At 69.5% G+C, this 14018-nt stretch carries 22 protein-coding genes, 1 tRNA gene and 1 pseudogene; 10 read left to right on the top strand and 14 right to left on the bottom strand.

What is annotated here, in order from left to right; genetic code table 11:
- Nucleotides 1–98 precede the first annotated feature (98 nt).
- Entirely contained in the window at nt 99–326 is a 228-nt protein-coding gene (locus MKL09_RS09725) for a DUF6894 family protein (protein WP_279605773.1), read from the bottom strand.
- Nucleotides 327–1082: 756 nt separating this feature from the next.
- On the opposite strand from MKL09_RS09725, the gene MKL09_RS09720 reads away from it, so the two are divergent.
- From MKL09_RS09720 to MKL09_RS09710, 3 genes are all read left to right on the top strand, one after another.
- The gene (locus tag MKL09_RS09720) at nt 1083–1307 is read left to right on the top strand and encodes a hypothetical protein (protein WP_244019804.1); all 225 of its coding nucleotides are present in this window, start codon (nt 1083–1085) and stop codon (nt 1305–1307) included.
- 214 nt (nt 1308–1521) lie between these two features.
- Nucleotides 1522–1824, top strand: coding sequence for a hypothetical protein (locus MKL09_RS09715; RefSeq protein ID WP_244019803.1), 303 nt, complete (start codon nt 1522–1524; stop codon nt 1822–1824).
- 6 nt (nt 1825–1830) lie between these two features.
- Nucleotides 1831–3564, top strand: a complete 1734-nt coding sequence (locus MKL09_RS09710; protein ID WP_244019802.1) for an HWE histidine kinase domain-containing protein — start codon at nt 1831–1833, stop codon at nt 3562–3564.
- Between the two features lie 39 nt (nt 3565–3603).
- On the opposite strand, the gene MKL09_RS09705 is transcribed toward MKL09_RS09710, so the two are convergent.
- From MKL09_RS09705 to MKL09_RS09695, 3 genes are all read right to left on the bottom strand, one after another.
- A complete protein-coding gene (locus MKL09_RS09705; RefSeq protein ID WP_244019801.1) occupies nt 3604–3993 on the bottom strand; it encodes a phage holin family protein in 390 nt (129 codons plus the stop codon).
- An 89-nt stretch (nt 3994–4082) separates the two neighbouring features.
- Nucleotides 4083–4511 carry an RNA polymerase sigma factor region1.1 domain-containing protein gene (locus tag MKL09_RS09700; protein ID WP_244019800.1) on the bottom strand — a complete coding sequence of 143 codons (429 nt, stop codon included), beginning with the start codon at nt 4509–4511 and terminating at the stop codon, nt 4083–4085.
- Nucleotides 4512–4805: 294 nt separating this feature from the next.
- Nucleotides 4806–4961 (bottom strand): hypothetical protein, encoded by a 156-nt coding sequence (locus MKL09_RS09695; protein WP_244019799.1) that lies wholly within the window; start codon nt 4959–4961, stop codon nt 4806–4808.
- Between the two features lie 149 nt (nt 4962–5110).
- Between MKL09_RS09695 and MKL09_RS09690 the strand changes: the two genes are divergently transcribed.
- Entirely contained in the window at nt 5111–5293 is a 183-nt protein-coding gene (locus tag MKL09_RS09690) for a hypothetical protein (RefSeq protein ID WP_244019798.1), read from the top strand.
- 79 nt (nt 5294–5372) lie between these two features.
- On the opposite strand, the gene MKL09_RS09685 is transcribed toward MKL09_RS09690, so the two are convergent.
- Together MKL09_RS09685 and MKL09_RS09680 are read right to left on the bottom strand one after the other, a co-directional pair.
- A complete protein-coding gene (locus MKL09_RS09685) occupies nt 5373–5615 on the bottom strand; it encodes a hypothetical protein (protein ID WP_244019796.1) in 243 nt (80 codons plus the stop codon).
- A 274-nt stretch (nt 5616–5889) separates the two neighbouring features.
- Nucleotides 5890–6498, bottom strand: coding sequence for a thermonuclease family protein (locus MKL09_RS09680; RefSeq protein WP_244019795.1), 609 nt, complete (start codon nt 6496–6498; stop codon nt 5890–5892).
- A 173-nt stretch (nt 6499–6671) separates the two neighbouring features.
- Between MKL09_RS09680 and MKL09_RS09675 the strand changes: the two genes are divergently transcribed.
- The 3 genes from MKL09_RS09675 to MKL09_RS09665 are packed head-to-tail and all read left to right on the top strand — an operon-like array spanning nt 6672 to nt 9004.
- A complete protein-coding gene (locus MKL09_RS09675; protein WP_244019794.1) occupies nt 6672–6992 on the top strand; it encodes a PepSY domain-containing protein in 321 nt (106 codons plus the stop codon).
- Nucleotides 6993–7007: 15 nt separating this feature from the next.
- On the top strand, nt 7008–7670 hold the full coding sequence (locus MKL09_RS09670) for a response regulator transcription factor (RefSeq protein WP_244019793.1): 663 nt from the start codon (nt 7008–7010) through the stop codon (nt 7668–7670).
- Nucleotides 7667–9004, top strand: a complete 1338-nt coding sequence (locus MKL09_RS09665) for an ATP-binding protein (RefSeq protein ID WP_244019792.1) — start codon at nt 7667–7669, stop codon at nt 9002–9004. Before MKL09_RS09670 ends, MKL09_RS09665 begins: the two co-directional genes overlap by 4 nt.
- Nucleotides 9005–9353: 349 nt before the next feature.
- Here MKL09_RS09665 and MKL09_RS09660 read toward each other — a convergent pair whose 3' ends face one another.
- The 3 genes from MKL09_RS09660 to MKL09_RS09655 all read right to left on the bottom strand — a co-directional run bounded on the left by MKL09_RS09660 (nt 9354) and on the right by MKL09_RS09655 (nt 10543).
- Nucleotides 9354–9941, bottom strand: a complete 588-nt coding sequence (locus MKL09_RS09660; RefSeq protein WP_244019791.1) for a hypothetical protein — start codon at nt 9939–9941, stop codon at nt 9354–9356.
- A gap of 12 nt (nt 9942–9953) precedes the next feature.
- Nucleotides 9954–10079, bottom strand: coding sequence for a hypothetical protein (locus MKL09_RS31960; protein ID WP_279605772.1), 126 nt, complete (start codon nt 10077–10079; stop codon nt 9954–9956).
- Between the two features lie 242 nt (nt 10080–10321).
- Nucleotides 10322–10543, bottom strand: coding sequence for a transcriptional regulator (locus MKL09_RS09655; protein WP_279605771.1), 222 nt, complete (start codon nt 10541–10543; stop codon nt 10322–10324).
- Nucleotides 10544–10916: 373 nt separating this feature from the next.
- Here MKL09_RS09655 and MKL09_RS09650 point away from each other — a divergent pair, with 373 nt between their 5' ends.
- Genes MKL09_RS09650 through MKL09_RS09640 form a run of 3 tightly spaced genes read left to right on the top strand, consistent with a single transcriptional unit; the run spans nt 10917 to nt 11699 of the window.
- Nucleotides 10917–11252 carry a hypothetical protein gene (locus tag MKL09_RS09650; protein ID WP_244019790.1) on the top strand — a complete coding sequence of 112 codons (336 nt, stop codon included), beginning with the start codon at nt 10917–10919 and terminating at the stop codon, nt 11250–11252.
- Nucleotides 11239–11391 (top strand): hypothetical protein, encoded by a 153-nt coding sequence (locus MKL09_RS09645; protein ID WP_244019789.1) that lies wholly within the window; start codon nt 11239–11241, stop codon nt 11389–11391. Before MKL09_RS09650 ends, MKL09_RS09645 begins: the two co-directional genes overlap by 14 nt.
- Before the next feature lie 50 nt (nt 11392–11441).
- The gene (locus tag MKL09_RS09640) at nt 11442–11699 is read left to right on the top strand and encodes a hypothetical protein (protein ID WP_244019788.1); all 258 of its coding nucleotides are present in this window, start codon (nt 11442–11444) and stop codon (nt 11697–11699) included.
- Nucleotides 11700–12467: 768 nt separating this feature from the next.
- Here MKL09_RS09640 and MKL09_RS09635 read toward each other — a convergent pair.
- The 5 genes and pseudogenes from MKL09_RS09635 to MKL09_RS09615 form a co-directional block, all read right to left on the bottom strand.
- A complete protein-coding gene (locus MKL09_RS09635; protein ID WP_244019786.1) occupies nt 12468–12770 on the bottom strand; it encodes a hypothetical protein in 303 nt (100 codons plus the stop codon).
- 93 nt (nt 12771–12863) lie between these two features.
- Complete coding sequence (locus MKL09_RS09630) at nt 12864–13139, bottom strand: YARHG domain-containing protein (protein WP_244019909.1); 276 nt, start codon at nt 13137–13139, stop codon at nt 12864–12866.
- Nucleotides 13134–13463, bottom strand: a pseudogene (locus MKL09_RS09625) (SH3 domain-containing protein); the annotation flags it as partial. The pseudogene MKL09_RS09625 and the gene MKL09_RS09630, both read right to left, overlap by 6 nt.
- Before the next feature lie 33 nt (nt 13464–13496).
- Nucleotides 13497–13573, bottom strand: a tRNA-Arg gene (locus tag MKL09_RS09620).
- Nucleotides 13573–13992, bottom strand: coding sequence for a hypothetical protein (locus tag MKL09_RS09615; protein WP_244019784.1), 420 nt, complete (start codon nt 13990–13992; stop codon nt 13573–13575). The genes MKL09_RS09620 and MKL09_RS09615 overlap by 1 nt, the downstream gene beginning before the upstream one ends.
- Nucleotides 13993–14018 lie beyond the last annotated feature (26 nt).

Below are 14018 nucleotides of genomic sequence, written 5' to 3'. Positions count from 1 at the left end.
TTCTCACGCCGTGCGGGATCTAGGGTGGGGCCTTCTCCGAGACGAGATCACCTTCGACCCGCCCGGCCCGTGCCGCGGCGGGTTCTTTGATCGCGGCGTCACGGTCGGATCGGCAGGCGGCCGACCACCGACCCGGCCGCGTCCCGCACCACGAGCGTCCAGGTCGCCCCGGAGGCGGCCGTGGTCACGGAAGCCGCCATCTCGGCGATCACGCTGCGCGCCTCTATCAAGGCCTCCTCCAGGCTCTCGACCTCGACGCCCACGTCGTCACGGATTCGCTCCCGGCCGTTCTCGACATCGAAGTAAAAGCGCTCGGGCACCGACATCCCCCTGCTGGAACCCTCTGGCGGGCGCACGAACCTCCCTACGTAGTCCGACACGCAGCCGCAACGAACGCCGGGTGCAATAAACCTTAATGTAGCTAAAACGTGAATTTCACGGCCGCATTATTGGAGTGCCGAGATTTAAACTTCGCAATCTACTATAAACCTCGACCATAGCCCGCCCAACCACGTCTCTGTGGCCCGAAGAGGTGGCGCTCTTGACCTTGGGGGCTTGCCATGTCGACCGCCGAAGAACCGCCCGCTGTGAAGAACGCGGACAACAGTTCGAGCAGTAAAGAGATCGTGCGGGCGCACATCAAAAGCGTTCTTTCAAAGATCGGTACACTACCGATACCAAAAGATCAGGCGCGCTGATGCGGCCGCCGCTATACGCCCTTGGGTGGTGGGACAGGTGGCCGGCTCCTGCCCAAGGCCAACCTTTTGCGTAGGGACGCCCACCAAACGGCGTGTTCCTGAAACTTCATGGGCCCGCGCGCCGTAGATCGACGCATGGGCGACGACACTCATCTTCGCGAGCACATCCGCGCGATGCTGCTCAGGCTGGTTCGGACCTTGGCGAGCCGGACGGGTCCGCGATAGCGCCCGCGAGCCCGGCCCGGCCCGGCCCGGCCCGGCCCAGCCCCGCGACTCGGCAGCCCTCCCCCTCGCCGGGACCCGATCGGGCGGCGTCGATGCGCGGGGGCGCGTTAACCTTTCGTCAACCATGGGCCAGCACAGTTCCGGACGGAGGGCTCAGCCATGACGCGACGCCGGGATTTCGATGCGCTGAGCGAGGCGCAGATCGCCGCGAGGCGCACCCAGAAGCGCTGGGTCGAGCCCAAGGCGCAGTTCCGGCCGGCTGCGCCGCAGGCGGTCACCGAGCTGCTCGACACGATCCAGCACGTGGCGGAGGCGGCCACCGGCGAGCGCAGCTTTCTGCACCTGCGTCCCGTCGCGGGCGGCGCGCGCGGCCGCGACCATTAAGGCAAGCCGCAGGCTTTCGCGGCCCAGCCCGTCTGCGGGCTGGCGAGGGTCGGCCGGTTCTGCAACAAGGCCGGGATGAGCCGGCGTATAGCCTTCGATCCCGCCCCGACTTTTGCGCCTGCCGTATCCGGCCGATGCCGCGTGATCCGCAGGCGGTGAGCGGAACCATGGGCGCGGACGAGGCGGAACTCCGGTCGGCGAGACCGGGACCGGCATGAGCCCGCAGGTCGCTCTCCGGGCCTTCGACCCGTTCCTCGCCACACCGTCGGACGGACGGGCCCGGATCGATGCGCAGCCGGGTTGCGGCACGACGGTCAAGCTCTATCTGCCACATCACCACGGAGTCGTGCCGCCCGAGACGGCAACCGGCCTGAGCGAGCTGAACCGGGCCGAGCGCGGCGACACCGCGCTCGTGGTGGGGGACGAGCCGGTGGTGCGTGACCTGATCGGCGGGATTCTGGACGACCTCGGATACACCGCATCCCGGGTCGCCGATGCCGGCGCGGGCCTCGACTGACCGTCCATGTCGCTCACGACCCGCATCCTGCTGTTGGTGCTCCTGGCGCTGACCCCGGCGCTGGCGATCCAGGGCTACAACGAGGTCGCCCTGCGGGCGAGCCGCGACGCGGCGGTGCGCGCCGACGCCCTCGCCACGGTGCGGGGCGCCGCGGAGGATTTCTCCCAACTCTCGGAGCGGATGCGGCAGGCCCTCGATCTCATCTCCGGGGACCCGTCCGTGCGAGCGCACGACCCCGCCGCCTGTGAAGCGTACCTGAAGCGATCCGCCGCCCGGCTCCCGCACGTGATCCTGCTTGCGCTCACGGATCCCGACGGCAGCGTGATCTGCGACAGCGCCGGTTCGGCGCCGGGGGCCTATTCGAGCGGCGCGCGGGCCTATCACCGCCGCGCCCTCGAGGCGGACGGCTTCGCGGTCGGCGGCTACGCGCTCGGCATCGTCTCGAAACGGCCGTCGATCCACTTCGCCCGGGTGGTGTCCGCGGGCGACAAGGCGGTCGCGGCGTCGACGGGCATTCGCGCGACCGGCGTCCCGGCTACAGGCGTCCTCTTGGCCGCCGTCGATCTCGACTGGCTGTCCGACCACCTGGAACAGACGCTGCACCAGGCGGAGACGGCCATCACGGTGACGGATAACGACGGCCTCATCATCGCGCAGCGCCCGAACGGGGCGGACTGGATCGGCAAACGGATTCCGCCGGAACGCGCCGCGATGCTGACGGCCGGGGATGGGGACGTGCGCATCGCCGAGGGCCTCGACGGCCGCACCCGGATCATCGCCACCGCCATGCCGGACGGACCGCTCGCGGGGGTGCGCCTGGTGGTCGGCCGCGACAGCGCGGCGGCGTTTGCGGATATCGACGCCGCCACGCGCCGCGGGCTGGTTCTGATCGCCCTCGGTGCGGTGCTGGCCCTGGCGGCGGCGCTCCTGGCCGGCCGGATGTTCATCCGCCGCCCGATCGATCGCCTGCTCCGAACGGCGGCCGCCTGGCAGGTCGGCGACCTCGCCGCCCGCACGGGCCTGCGCGGCGCGACGGAGTTCGGCCGCCTCGGGGGCAAGCTCGACGCCATGGCGGCCGCGCTCCAGCGCAACACCGACGCGCTGCACGCCGAGATCCGCCACGGCCGCGCCCTGCAGGAGCAGCAGGTGACGATGCTGCACGAGCTGAACCACCGGGTGAAGAACACGCTGGCCACCGTGCAGGCGCTGGCCCGCCAGTCCCGCGGGTCCGAGGGCGTCCTGGAGGCGCGGATCCTGGCTTTGTCCAAGACCCACGACCTCCTGACCCGCGAGGATTGGAGCGGCGCTTCCCTGCGCGAGGTGCTGGAGAGCGAGCTGAACCCCTACCGCACGGGCGGCGACCAGATCGGCCTCGACGGGCCCGACATCTCCCTGTCTCCCCGGCACGTGCTGGCTTTGGGGATGACGATCCACGAGCTGACCACGAATGCCGCCAAGTACGGCGCGCTTTCGGTCTCCGGGGGACGCGTCCGGGTCTGGTGGTCCCTCGCCACGATGGAGGGCGGGACGCTGCGCCTGCGGCTCACCTGGCAGGAGAGCGGCGGCCCGCCGGTGCAGCCGCCGGCCCGGGCCGGCTTCGGGACGCGCCTGATCTCGGGTGGGGTGCGGCGCGAACTCGACGGCCTCGTCGACCTCGCCTTCGAGGCCGAGGGCCTGTGCTGCCACCTCGACGTGCCGCTCGATCCGGGCCTCAGCGCAATCCTGGCGCCGACGCGATAACGCGTGCCGCGCTCCCGAAGCGCAGGACCGATCCTCGCGTCAGACCCGGGGCCGCACGACGTCGCGAGCGTCCTGTTTCACCTGCCGCCAGGTCCGCCACGGCTCCAGGTTCGAGAGCGCCATCCGGCGCAGGCCGAGCCAGCCGAGCACGAGCGCCACGATCAGGAACGGCGCCGCGACGATCAGGGCCGCCGGTGCCTCGGAGCCGAACGGCACGGCCAGCAGCTTCACCATCGCGTCGAGCCCGAGGAAGAAGGTGACGATCAGCAGCACGGGAATCGTGCCCACGATCGCGATCAGCGAGACGATGGCCCGGAGGTTGCCGTCGATCTCGGTCCGCGCCAGCGTCAGCAGCGCTTCCATATGCGCCGCGCTCTCGCGCAGGGCCGCGACCAGCAGGGCCAGGGTATTGTCGGCGCGTTGGCGCATGGTCCGGGTTCGTCCTCTTGGTCCGTCGGGGCCGGGGCCAACGGAGCCGGCCGCGGAAGCGTTCCGGCCGGAAACCTCACGGTCGGCCCTCACAGCATCAACAGCACGGCGCCGAGGACGAGCAGCGTGACGAGGCCCGCCAGGGCGACGGCCCGGGTGACCTCCCGGCTGCCGTCCGGATCCCGCTCGGGCGAGGCTGCGGGACGGATCGGCCCGGCTTCGGCCGCGACGGCCGGGGCTCCCGTCCCGCCCGTGGGCAGGACCGGCGGCGGCGTTCCGGAGCGCTGCACCGGGAGCGTCACCGATCCCGGGACCGGCCGATCCACGGGCGGCCCGAACGCCTCCGGCTCGACGCTGACCCCCGCGGCGTCGAGTTCCAGCATCACCAGCACGAGGGCGTCGACATCCATGCGCTCGACCGGCAGCGCGGCCTGCAGGTCGTCTGCGGTCAGTTCGCCGCGCGCCCGGCCGAGGGCGATCAGCCGGTCCAGCGTCCCGCGATCGATCGTCTGCGCCATCGGCCCCCCGCCCCTGCCCGCTCCGTGCCGCCTGCCATCCCTTTGAAAACCCTGCGTGACCGCCAAGGGTTACCGCCGCCTCACGGGCTGAGCGCCGGCGCTGGCGCATCGGCTGCTCGACAGGGTACCGGTTCACCGCGCGTTACATCCACTATCTCGACGCGGTGCTGCTCGCGGTGGCGGACCGGGTTGGCGATGCAGATCGCGGGGGCGACGAGCAGTTTGGGCCGAAGGCCGGGCGAGCCGTGATGATATGGCCGCCCGGCCGGTGCGAAAACCTCGTCAGGCGGGGCCTCAGTCGTTCACGGGTGGCTTGCTGGGTTTGAAGCTTTTGGCTTTCGGATCAGCCTTGCGCGGGTCCGGCTTGTCAGCGAGCAGGCGCTTCACGCGCTCGTTGAAGTCCTCGGCCGTGACAGCCTGTGCTTTGCCGGTCGTCAGTTCGCGCGCCATCGTGGCCTCCAGTTCGTGGCCCAGTGCACGGGATTGCGCGGAGGGATGAGACCCTATGCGCCTTCTCGGAGCAGGGCGCCAATGCGGCCAAGCTGAGATGGCATCGCCGCTTGATCGACGATCCCGGTGCGCCGCAGGAGCGCGCCGACATGGCCAGCAACCCAACCGTGTCCCACCTACGCGAGGTCTCCGAGGTGACGGGCGACGCGATCACCGCCGCCGCCGACGCGGGGCTCGCGGATCCCGCTTCAGAATCCTACCCGCTGGCGAAGGGCCGGGTCCTCGATTGGGTCGCGGCCGTCGCGAAGTGTGACCTCATCGTTGGGCCATAGCGGGCATGCCGCGTCGAACGCGACCCGAGCCATGACGACGGGATCGATCATCGCGAGCCAGGCCTCGATGCTGGGCAGGTTAGCGGGCTGTGCCAGCGCCGGGTGTGCAACCGTCCCAGGTCGGGATCGGCGGCTCGAGCGGCGCGACCGGCGTGCTCTCGACGAGGAGTGCCAGCATCGCCATGCGTGAGCTGAGCAGGACTGAGGGCGGCTCGCCCGTGATAAGACGCCAGCGCTCGACGAAGACGGCAGCCGGCAGGTCGGCCACCCCATCTGCTCTGAACGTCAGGCGGTCCTCCGGCGTCTGCGCAGATGTGCTCATGTGCGCTGAACGGGTGCAGCCCCCGATTCGGCCCATGAGTCCGTCCCGGTTGGTGAACAGAGTGTTGCCACGACTGCCTGTGAGAAAGCCCGCGCCGGCGAACCGTACGGGCTTTCCCAGATCCGAGCCCCGAGGGGGGCGGGCCGCGTCCGTGAGAGATGGTCTCGCCGCCACGGATTTGGAAAAGGCCGCCGTGGCGCTGTGTGGCGACAGCCCTGCGCTGGTCTCCGACCGGGCCGCATGCCGGACGCGCGATCGTGAGGCCGGGATCAGTTCAGTCTGCCCGGGCTGACGAAATAATGTGGCTGGGAACGACATCGGCTTGTCGGGTGCGCCGTTCGGCCGGGTCCTGGAACACCCCGGACCACAGACCCAAACGCCGCCCCCAGGCCCGCTCGGCGGCCTTCGCATAGTCCGGCACGCGGGCACGATCGGGCACCGCGTAGCCATGCCCAACCATCCAGGCGCCCAGATCGTCATCGCCGACCTGACAGACCGCCTCGACTGCACCTCCGGTCGTGCCGTCACGTGCCTCGCAGGCGATGGCAGCCCCTCCGATATGCTCTTCGAGCACTCGGGCCGCCTCTTGGCCGCAGGCGTAAGTCCGGTCCTGCGCGTCCGAGCAGGTCTGGTCGGCGTCCGGCGCCGCGATGCCGTAGAGGCTGATGCGGCGCGTTCCGACCATCACGGTCCCGCCGTCGAGCACCCGGGCCGGGCCGCGCAGGGCCTCGTCGGCCTGGGCGGGGGCGTGCCAGGCGAGACCGCCGATCAGGAGCGCCGCCACCAGCGGCAGCCGCGAGCGGCGGGTGGAGTCTTCAGGACACAAAAGGGTGCCGGCGAGGCCGGCGGCACAGGCGAGGAGGGCACCGAGGATCAGGGACATGGGATCGCGTCTCCGTAAGAGGTCTGCCCCCCTTCTGCCGGAGCCCCGCCCCGCGACCCTGACGGCGGCTGTCAGCCTGCCGTCAGGCGGCCCGCGCCATGCCGGTGCGGTCGCGGGATGATTTCGGGCGCCCGCACCCCACCTCTCCCCGTCATGACCGAGCCCGCCCCCGCATGATCCAGCCCCCGTCCCGCCGCGCCGCCGCGTTCCTGCTGGCCTGGGGGGTGCTCGCCGGTCTGGCGCCGACCGCCCACGCCTCCGAGGATGCCGACCGCGCCCGCCGCGCCCTGGAAAGGGGCGAGATCCGTCCCCTCGACGAAATCCTGCGCGCCGCCCGCGAAGCGGTACCGGGGGACGTGGTGGCGGTCGATCTCAAGCGCGACGACGGGCACTGGCGGTACAAGCTGCGCATCCTCGGCGCCGACGGGAAGCGCCGCTCCGTGAAGATCGATGCCGGGTCGCTCAAGATCCTGGACGAGGACGATGATGATTGAGTCCGGGAGCCGGCCGTGCGCGTCCTAGTGGTCGAGGACGAGCCGCGCATCGCCGCGGACGTGAAGCACGGGCTGGAGCATGCCGGCTACGTCGCCGACGTGGTCGCGGACGGCGAGGCGGCGTGGTTCCGCGCCGAGACCGAGCCCTATGACGCCATGGTGCTCGATCTCGGCCTGCCGCGCCTCGACGGGCTCGGCGTGCTGCGCCGGCTGCGGGCGGCCGAGGTGACCCTGCCGGTGCTGATCCTCACCGCCCGGGACGGCTGGCGCGAGCGGGTCGAGGGCATCGATGCCGGAGCCGACGATTACCTGGTCAAGCCGTTCCGCATGGAGGAGCTGGTGGCGCGCCTGCGGGCGATCCTGCGGCGCACCGCCGGCCACGCCTCGCCGGTGCTCCGAGCCGGGGACGTGGAACTCGACACCCGCACCCGGGCGGTCAGCGTCGCGGGCCGGCCGGCCGAATTGACCGCGCTGGAATACCGGCTCCTGGCCTTCCTGCTGCACCGGCAGGGGCAGGTCGTGCCGGCGGGGGAGCTTCTGGACCACCTCCACGGGGTCGGTACCGAACGCGAGGCCAACGCCCTCGAAGCGCTCCTGACGCGCCTGCGCCGCAAGCTCGGGCCCGGGGTGATCGAGACCCGCCGGGGCCAGGGCTACCGCGTCCCGGAGGCGCCGTGAGGCGCGACTCCCTGCGGCTGCGGCTGGGGCTCGCGGCGGCGGCTCTGATCGGGCTCGCCCTGCTGCTCGCCGGCGCCGGCCTCACCGTGATCCTCGACCGGGTGCTCGACACCCGCACCGCCGACGAGCTCGACCGGACCGCCAAGCTCATCGCCGGCCGGGTCGGGATCGCGCCGGACGGGCGCCCGACCGTCTCCCGGGAGCCGCCGGACCCGCGCTTCGCATCGCCCTATGGCGGCCTGTACTGGCAGGTCGAGGCGGGGAGCCAGGTCCTGCGCTCGCGCTCCCTCTGGGACAAGCGCCTCGACCTCGGGCCCACCACCGGCGACGCTCCCGCGACCGCTGAGGCCACCGGTCCGGATGGCGGCCGGCTGATCGCCATCGTCCGCCCCCTGGAGATCGGCCCGCGCGGCGCCGAGATCCGCTTGCGGGTGATCGTGGCCGAGGACCGGCGCGACCTGGCGGCGAGCCGCGCCACCTTCCTGCGCCTGCTGGTCCCGGCACTGGCGGCCTTGTTCGTGGTGCTCACCCTCGCCCTATGGCTGTTCGTCCACCGGGCGCTGGCGCCGTTCCGGGTGCTGCAGCGGGATCTCGGCGCGGTCCATGCCGGAACCCGGACCCGGCTGCCGGAGCATTTCCCCGACGAGGTCCGGCCTCTGGTGGCCGACCTCAACCGGCTGCTCGACGCGCAGGAGCGGGCCCTGGTCCGGGCCCGGGCCGCTGCCGCCGACATGGCCCACGGCCTCAAGACGCCGCTCGCCGTGCTCGACGCCCTGGCGCGCCGGACCGGCCCGGCCGATCCCGGCCTGTCGGCGGAGATCGCCGAGCAGGCCCGCGCGATGGGTGGGCAGGTCGAGCGCGCGCTGGCCCGCGCCCGGATCGCGGCGGCCGGCGACCTGCGGCGGCGGACCTGCCGGCTCGCCCCGGTGGCCGAGCGTCTGGTCGCGACCATGCGGCGGCTGCCGGAGGGCGATTCCCTGGCCTGGGAGGTCGCCGTGCCGGAGGCGCTCGCCTATCCGGGCGAGGAGGGCGAGCTGATGGAGGTGCTGGGCAACCTCCTCGACAACGCCCGCAAGTGGGCGCACCGGCGGGTCCGGGTGACCGGGGCGGCGGATACCGGCGGCCTGCGGCTCACGGTCGAAGATGACGGCCCCGGCATGAGCGAGGCCGCGATCGCCGGCATCGGCCGCGGCCAGCGCTGGGACGAGAGCCGCCCGGGCACAGGCTTCGGCATCGCCATAGCCCGGGATATCGCCGAGGCCGCTGGCGTGCGGATGCGCTTCGAGCGATCGGAGATGGGTGGCCTGCTGGTTGAGCTGAGATGGCCCGGTTGAGTCAGGACTTGGAGCCCAACCTCGTCAGACGTCGGTGCGAACGCGCGTTAGGAGGCCGTCCCTTGCTGCAAAGAGTAGCTCTATGAAGGCCCGGTCCTTCAATCGAGCGAGCGATACCGTCGGCTCGCCGTTGAAGGCACGCTCCGACGCAACCATCCCGGGAATGCCTCGAAGGGTCGCGACACCCTCGCGGCGGGCGCTCTCCTGATCGAACGCGAGTCGGTCCTTACCCCAGGCTTCCGAGCTCGGCGCCGGCCGATCATCCCGACAAGCGTGTCATCCATGGGGCTTCCTTCTTACGCGAGAGCGAGTGAGAGACCCGGCAAACCGTTGTGCTATGGCCGCTGGGCTAAGGGCGACGCCTTTTGAACGTTGCCGCAAAATACGCCCCAGCAGCCACGGCCTTCTGAGCGCCGAGATCCGCCTGCCGCATGATCGGCGTGCCGTAGATCTCTAACCACCCGTATTGCCGCATGTACGGGTGGGAGAGCTCCATCAGTTCGGCCTGTGTATGATAGGTCAGGCTCACAGCATCGCTGTGTGCCTTGGAGTGAGCCAAGACTGCCGCGGCATCGCCCCGTGGCGGTGTCGTGACGTTGGAAAGCGCATAGGCTTGGAGTGCAGCCTCGACGCGACCGCAGCAGGCATCAATCTCCGGCGGGAATAGGAGCGCCATCTGCCTGCGCAGGCGCCAGAACAAGCGCAGGGCTTCGCCGCCATCTCTGTCCTCTGGCATCTTGGGACGCATCTTCTGGCAGACATGTCGCCGTGCTTCGATCGCGTCATTGAGAGCCTCCCAGGTCTCGAACCGCTTGGCAAACAGATCCAATCGAAGCTTGCGTAATGCCACTACGGCCTGAAGAGCGGCGAAAACCACGGCGGCCACCGCGATGATGGCGGCCGCCCAAGCGGCCGAGAAACCGCCAGGATCCGACACGGAGGGAAGGATCTACCGTCCGCGCCGCATGGTCTCAGCACGGTCCTGCCGAGCTGTGAACCAGTAGACGAAACCGCCGGCCGCGAGCACCGCCAGGGGGGCCGCAAGCTGGAGCCAGAAAAAGCCGTCGCCGTTCATGGCGTGTCCCTCAGTCGGCCGAGGATGGCGCGCGCAAATAGATGTAGGCCCAGCCCGGCAAGGATCCAAGCCGGGACGAGAACCGCGGCCAACCCGAATCCCATGACGCCCGAGGCTGCGGCGATGGTTGGGCTGATACCTCCGACCGCCACGGCTGCCGCGGCGATGCTGTTGAGCCACGTCGCCGTCAGTTATCGTCCGCTCGTTATGGACCAGCCTGCGCAGCGCCTCCCCGCCGTCGCTCACGGCTGGTCATTGCGGCGCAGTTTTACGCCTGGCTCGCCGCTGTGGGTGAATTCAACGCCAGCTGCCTCAAGGGCGCGCTTGATCGCTTCGGCATTGGCCGCTGTGATCCCTAATGGGCCATCCTGCAGTTCGGCTCGGCGCACCGTCGCAACACCGATGCAGGCAGCGTCTGCGACCTTTTGAGCCGTCCAGCGTAGGAAGGCGCGGGCCGCTCGCAACTGGCCTCCTGTGATTGTCAAAATATCACCTGATTGCTATTTGACCACACATTGATCGAATGATATCCAAACTATCACACGGTCACTGAGCGATCAAAGCGATGCCTTACCGCACCGTCTCTTGGAGCACCCTCTCCCTCAGCCTGCACGACAGTTAGCTGCAGATCCCGGACCGGCCTGCTCAGCACCCGCGCCCTCTGCCAGGGCTTCGCCCGCTTCCAGTGCCGCCCCTCCGTCGTCGCCGGCAAGTTCGACCGCTCCGCGATCATGGGCGCCGGGAAGATCGGCGCAGATCGCGACATGTCGGCAGGCGACAAGAAGGCGATGCGATACGGCCGACAACGCGGCGCTCTCTGCTCAGGCGTCGATCGGCATGCTGGAACAGGCCAAGGATCTGTCGGCCAAAGCCTACGCCAGCCCTCTGGCGAGCGAACGCGGCAAGGCGATGAGCCTGATCCCCGGCAACGAGGCTGGGCAGGCCACGCTCGATCTCGACAACCTCGTCACGACGAACCTCAAGAGCATCTTTGGCGGCAATCCAACTGAGGGTGAGCGCAAGATCTTGCTCGACGTGGCAGGCTGCTCGAACCCGCCGCACGCCCTGCCGGTGAAGATCCACCAGCGGGCGATCGACGCGGTGCAGCTTCGGCAGCAGCAGAACGAAGCCAAGCGCTTCCAGAACGGAGGCGCGCACCATGACTCACGCTGACACCCCGATGCCGGGCGAGGATCCAGGCGCGTTAATCGAAGATCCGTCCCGGCTCGATGCGATCGAACCGCTGCCCAAGCCCACCGTGCCGGCAGAGGACGATCCCGAAGTGGAAGACACCGAGGTGCAGCCGGCCTGATCCAGGCCGCCCATCCGTTGTCCGAGGCCGATACAGAGAGCACTGCGATCATGATCGACCCGAAGCGCCCCGAGACCAATCCAGCCCAGACACCGCCGGGAGAGCGTGGCTACGAGGACCTGCCGGTCCGCGGGACATCACAGGGCCCACGCTCGCTCGGAGCGTCAGAGCCCGGTGACATCGAGGCGCAGCGAAACGATGAGGTCAAGCCGACGGCTGAGCACGGCGGCACAGACAGGCCGGTTGAAGGCGATACTGGGCACGAGGCCTTCGACAAAGCGCGAACGGAAACGCAGCAGCGAAAGTGACCGGTTGAGGTGCCAAATGCTCGGTGGCCAGGTTGCGATCACTGGCGACCGTGGAGCCGATCAGGTCGTCAGTACCGGACGTTGGAGAAGCCGCTTCCGCTTCGACCCACGACGCTCCGGATGACCTCCTTGGTCGAGGGGCTGATTCCGCCATCGCTGCGTAGGCGCCGCCCGTCCGCCCGCTCAACGCGATCGAACTCTGGACCGCACCGCTCCAGGGCGAAGCGGACTTTGGATGCCGGCGTCGCTCCTGGTTGCGGACCGGCCCCGTTCATCTCGAACCGTAGGCAGGAAGCCAGGTATCCCTTCACGTCGTCGAACGCTGCGGCTTGAACCCCCGAGGTCAGGGCTACGAGAAGCAAGGCGGATCGGATGAGCATCGGGCGCTCCGGTCAAAGCTGTACGATGCCGGCAACGCGCGAGCTGCGCTATGGTCACCCGTATGCGGGGAGAACGGCCGCGATCATCGCGGCTGCATCATCGTTCGAATTCGGCTGCGTGGGTCGCCGCGAGGTTGCGGAGCCGGGACAGATTGTTGGGCGCGAGCTTGTGCATCGCCCGTCAGTGTGCCGGCAGGCGGCTGCTGCGTCAGTTTTGGCCGTCGAAATCTGCCAGCCGTTCGGCCGCATGCGGTTCCCAAGCCCCTCGGCGGCATCGGGACCGAAGTCGACTTGGGCGGCTACGGTTCGCCCTTCCTCGACCGCCCCCGGACCCTCGCCGTTCGCCTCGATGACGATGACGCCTGCGGCTTCGAGGGCTGCAGCGCGCTCAGTTGCCAAGCTCCTCGCGTCGCTTAACAGCGCCGAGGAACTGCGTCAGGTGCGCTACGGCGTCGTCGCCCGTCGACGCGACCGAGGCAACGTCAGGAGCCGTCCCGGCCTGCTCGATGTGCCGGGCGACCTCCATCAGCACCTGCTCAACGGAAGGCGGCCAGGGTGCCCCATTGTCCAGAAGCATCCGGGCGGCCCGAACGAGCATGGTGAACTGCTCCGGCGGGATCGTTATACCGGCGGCGTTCTGCTCGAGGATGCGGTCTGCGATCGCTGTCGCGAGCCGGGCGACCTCGGCCACCTTGTCGGGCTCTGCGTGGGAGCCAGTCACTTCAGATCGCCCTTTCAGATCCCAGGTGGGGCCGAACGTAGCCTTGGCCAGCGGGCCAAGCTATCAGCGCGCGCAGCCCAGTTGGCGTTCCGTCGTCCGGATCTGGGCCACCTGCTCCCGCTGGCGCGCCGACAGCGGCACGTCCGCTTCGTCGTCGAACTGGCACCCGGTATTGCCGAACGCCTGAATGGCCTGCGGGGTGCGGAAGCAGTAGCCCGCGGCCTTGAAGATCGCGTTCCGCTCGGACCACAGCTCCTCGCACGATGACGCGACGGATCCGCCCGGCGCGCTGCGGCCGCTCGCGGCCGTGCGGCAGCAGCCGACGTAACGGGCGCTCACCCATCCGGTCTGGCCGGACGGCAGCTGGATGTTGACCCAGCCGCCCTGGCGGCCGAGCTCGGTGAACAAGGTGTCGGGCCCAAGTCGCGCGAGACGAACGCCTTGGGTGCCGCCCGGCAGACTGCGCAGCGCCAGGAAGTTGTCGCCGTAGGGATCGAGGCCGACCGGGTAGCTGAAGGCTTCCTGCTGGACCTGGGCAAGGGCCGGCGAACTCGCGACGGCGGCGAGGATCGCAGATGCGGACAGAAGCAGGCGAAGAGACGGGAAACAACTAGGCGGAAACCCAATGCGGTGACACTCTGGTGACACCGCCAGTCTCTGCATCAGGGTTGGTCCCTGCTCAGTCATTGAAAATATTGGCGCACCCGACACGATTCGAACGTGTGACCTTTGCCTTCGGAGGGCAACGCTCTATCCAGCTGAGCTACGGGTGCTAGCCGCGCCGATTTCCTAACCCAACCGCGCGGCCAGCGCAACGGCCTGGGTGTGCCTCTCTCAGGCGCGACATGGAAGTCGCGAGAGCTCCTGCAGGGCAATCGCTTGAAAGGGATTGAGCGGTCTGTGTGACGATGGCCCTGAGGTCGTCGTGTTTCCAGGCGGCAGCTTTTCTGCGGATCTTGAGGCTGTCCTCGTCGGACGCCCGGCGGATGAGGTTCATGACCATGGGCTTGATGGTGGCCATGTTTTGAGGCCCGTTATCCGTGCGCAAGCGCGTGAGATCCTCATGGAAGACGACATCGAGCGCCCATTGGAACCGATCAGGCGACCGGGATCCGAGGCTGGTGGTCGGCGACATCCGGCGGACGAAGACCTTTAGGGACATCGCGGCGGTCCTGCCGACAAGGCCGGTCAAGTCAGGTTCGAGCGCTGGGGCTCGGC

Origin of the sequence: Methylobacterium sp. J-048 (genome assembly GCF_022829515.1) — a bacterium.
GTDB lineage: Bacteria > Pseudomonadota > Alphaproteobacteria > Rhizobiales > Beijerinckiaceae > Methylobacterium.
This window is presented reverse-complemented; position numbering and strand designations above follow the sequence as displayed.

Bases quoted from the DNA above. Each gene is read 5' to 3' on its own strand.
- MKL09_RS09700 (WP_244019800.1), bottom strand. From the start codon at position 4,511: ATGGCGCAGACGATCGATCGCGGGACGCTGGACCGGCTGATCGCCCTC.
- MKL09_RS09675 (WP_244019794.1), top strand. From the start codon at position 6,672: ATGATCCAGCCCCCGTCCCGCCGCGCCGCCGCGTTCCTGCTGGCCTGG.
- MKL09_RS09725 (WP_279605773.1), bottom strand. From the start codon at position 326: ATGTCGGTGCCCGAGCGCTTTTACTTCGATGTCGAGAACGGCCGGGAG.
- MKL09_RS09710 (WP_244019802.1), top strand. From the start codon at position 1,831: ATGTCGCTCACGACCCGCATCCTGCTGTTGGTGCTCCTGGCGCTGACC.
- MKL09_RS09690 (WP_244019798.1), top strand. From the start codon at position 5,111: ATGGCCAGCAACCCAACCGTGTCCCACCTACGCGAGGTCTCCGAGGTG.
- MKL09_RS31960 (WP_279605772.1), bottom strand. From the start codon at position 10,079: ATGAACGGCGACGGCTTTTTCTGGCTCCAGCTTGCGGCCCCCCTGGCG.
- MKL09_RS09715 (WP_244019803.1), top strand. From the start codon at position 1,522: ATGAGCCCGCAGGTCGCTCTCCGGGCCTTCGACCCGTTCCTCGCCACA.
- MKL09_RS09650 (WP_244019790.1), top strand. From the start codon at position 10,917: ATGCTGGAACAGGCCAAGGATCTGTCGGCCAAAGCCTACGCCAGCCCT.
- MKL09_RS09645 (WP_244019789.1), top strand. From the start codon at position 11,239: ATGACTCACGCTGACACCCCGATGCCGGGCGAGGATCCAGGCGCGTTA.
- MKL09_RS09685 (WP_244019796.1), bottom strand. From the start codon at position 5,615: ATGAGCACATCTGCGCAGACGCCGGAGGACCGCCTGACGTTCAGAGCA.
- MKL09_RS09695 (WP_244019799.1), bottom strand. From the start codon at position 4,961: ATGGCGCGCGAACTGACGACCGGCAAAGCACAGGCTGTCACGGCCGAG.
- MKL09_RS09640 (WP_244019788.1), top strand. From the start codon at position 11,442: ATGATCGACCCGAAGCGCCCCGAGACCAATCCAGCCCAGACACCGCCG.
- MKL09_RS09720 (WP_244019804.1), top strand. From the start codon at position 1,083: ATGACGCGACGCCGGGATTTCGATGCGCTGAGCGAGGCGCAGATCGCC.
- MKL09_RS09680 (WP_244019795.1), bottom strand. From the start codon at position 6,498: ATGTCCCTGATCCTCGGTGCCCTCCTCGCCTGTGCCGCCGGCCTCGCC.
- MKL09_RS09705 (WP_244019801.1), bottom strand. From the start codon at position 3,993: ATGCGCCAACGCGCCGACAATACCCTGGCCCTGCTGGTCGCGGCCCTG.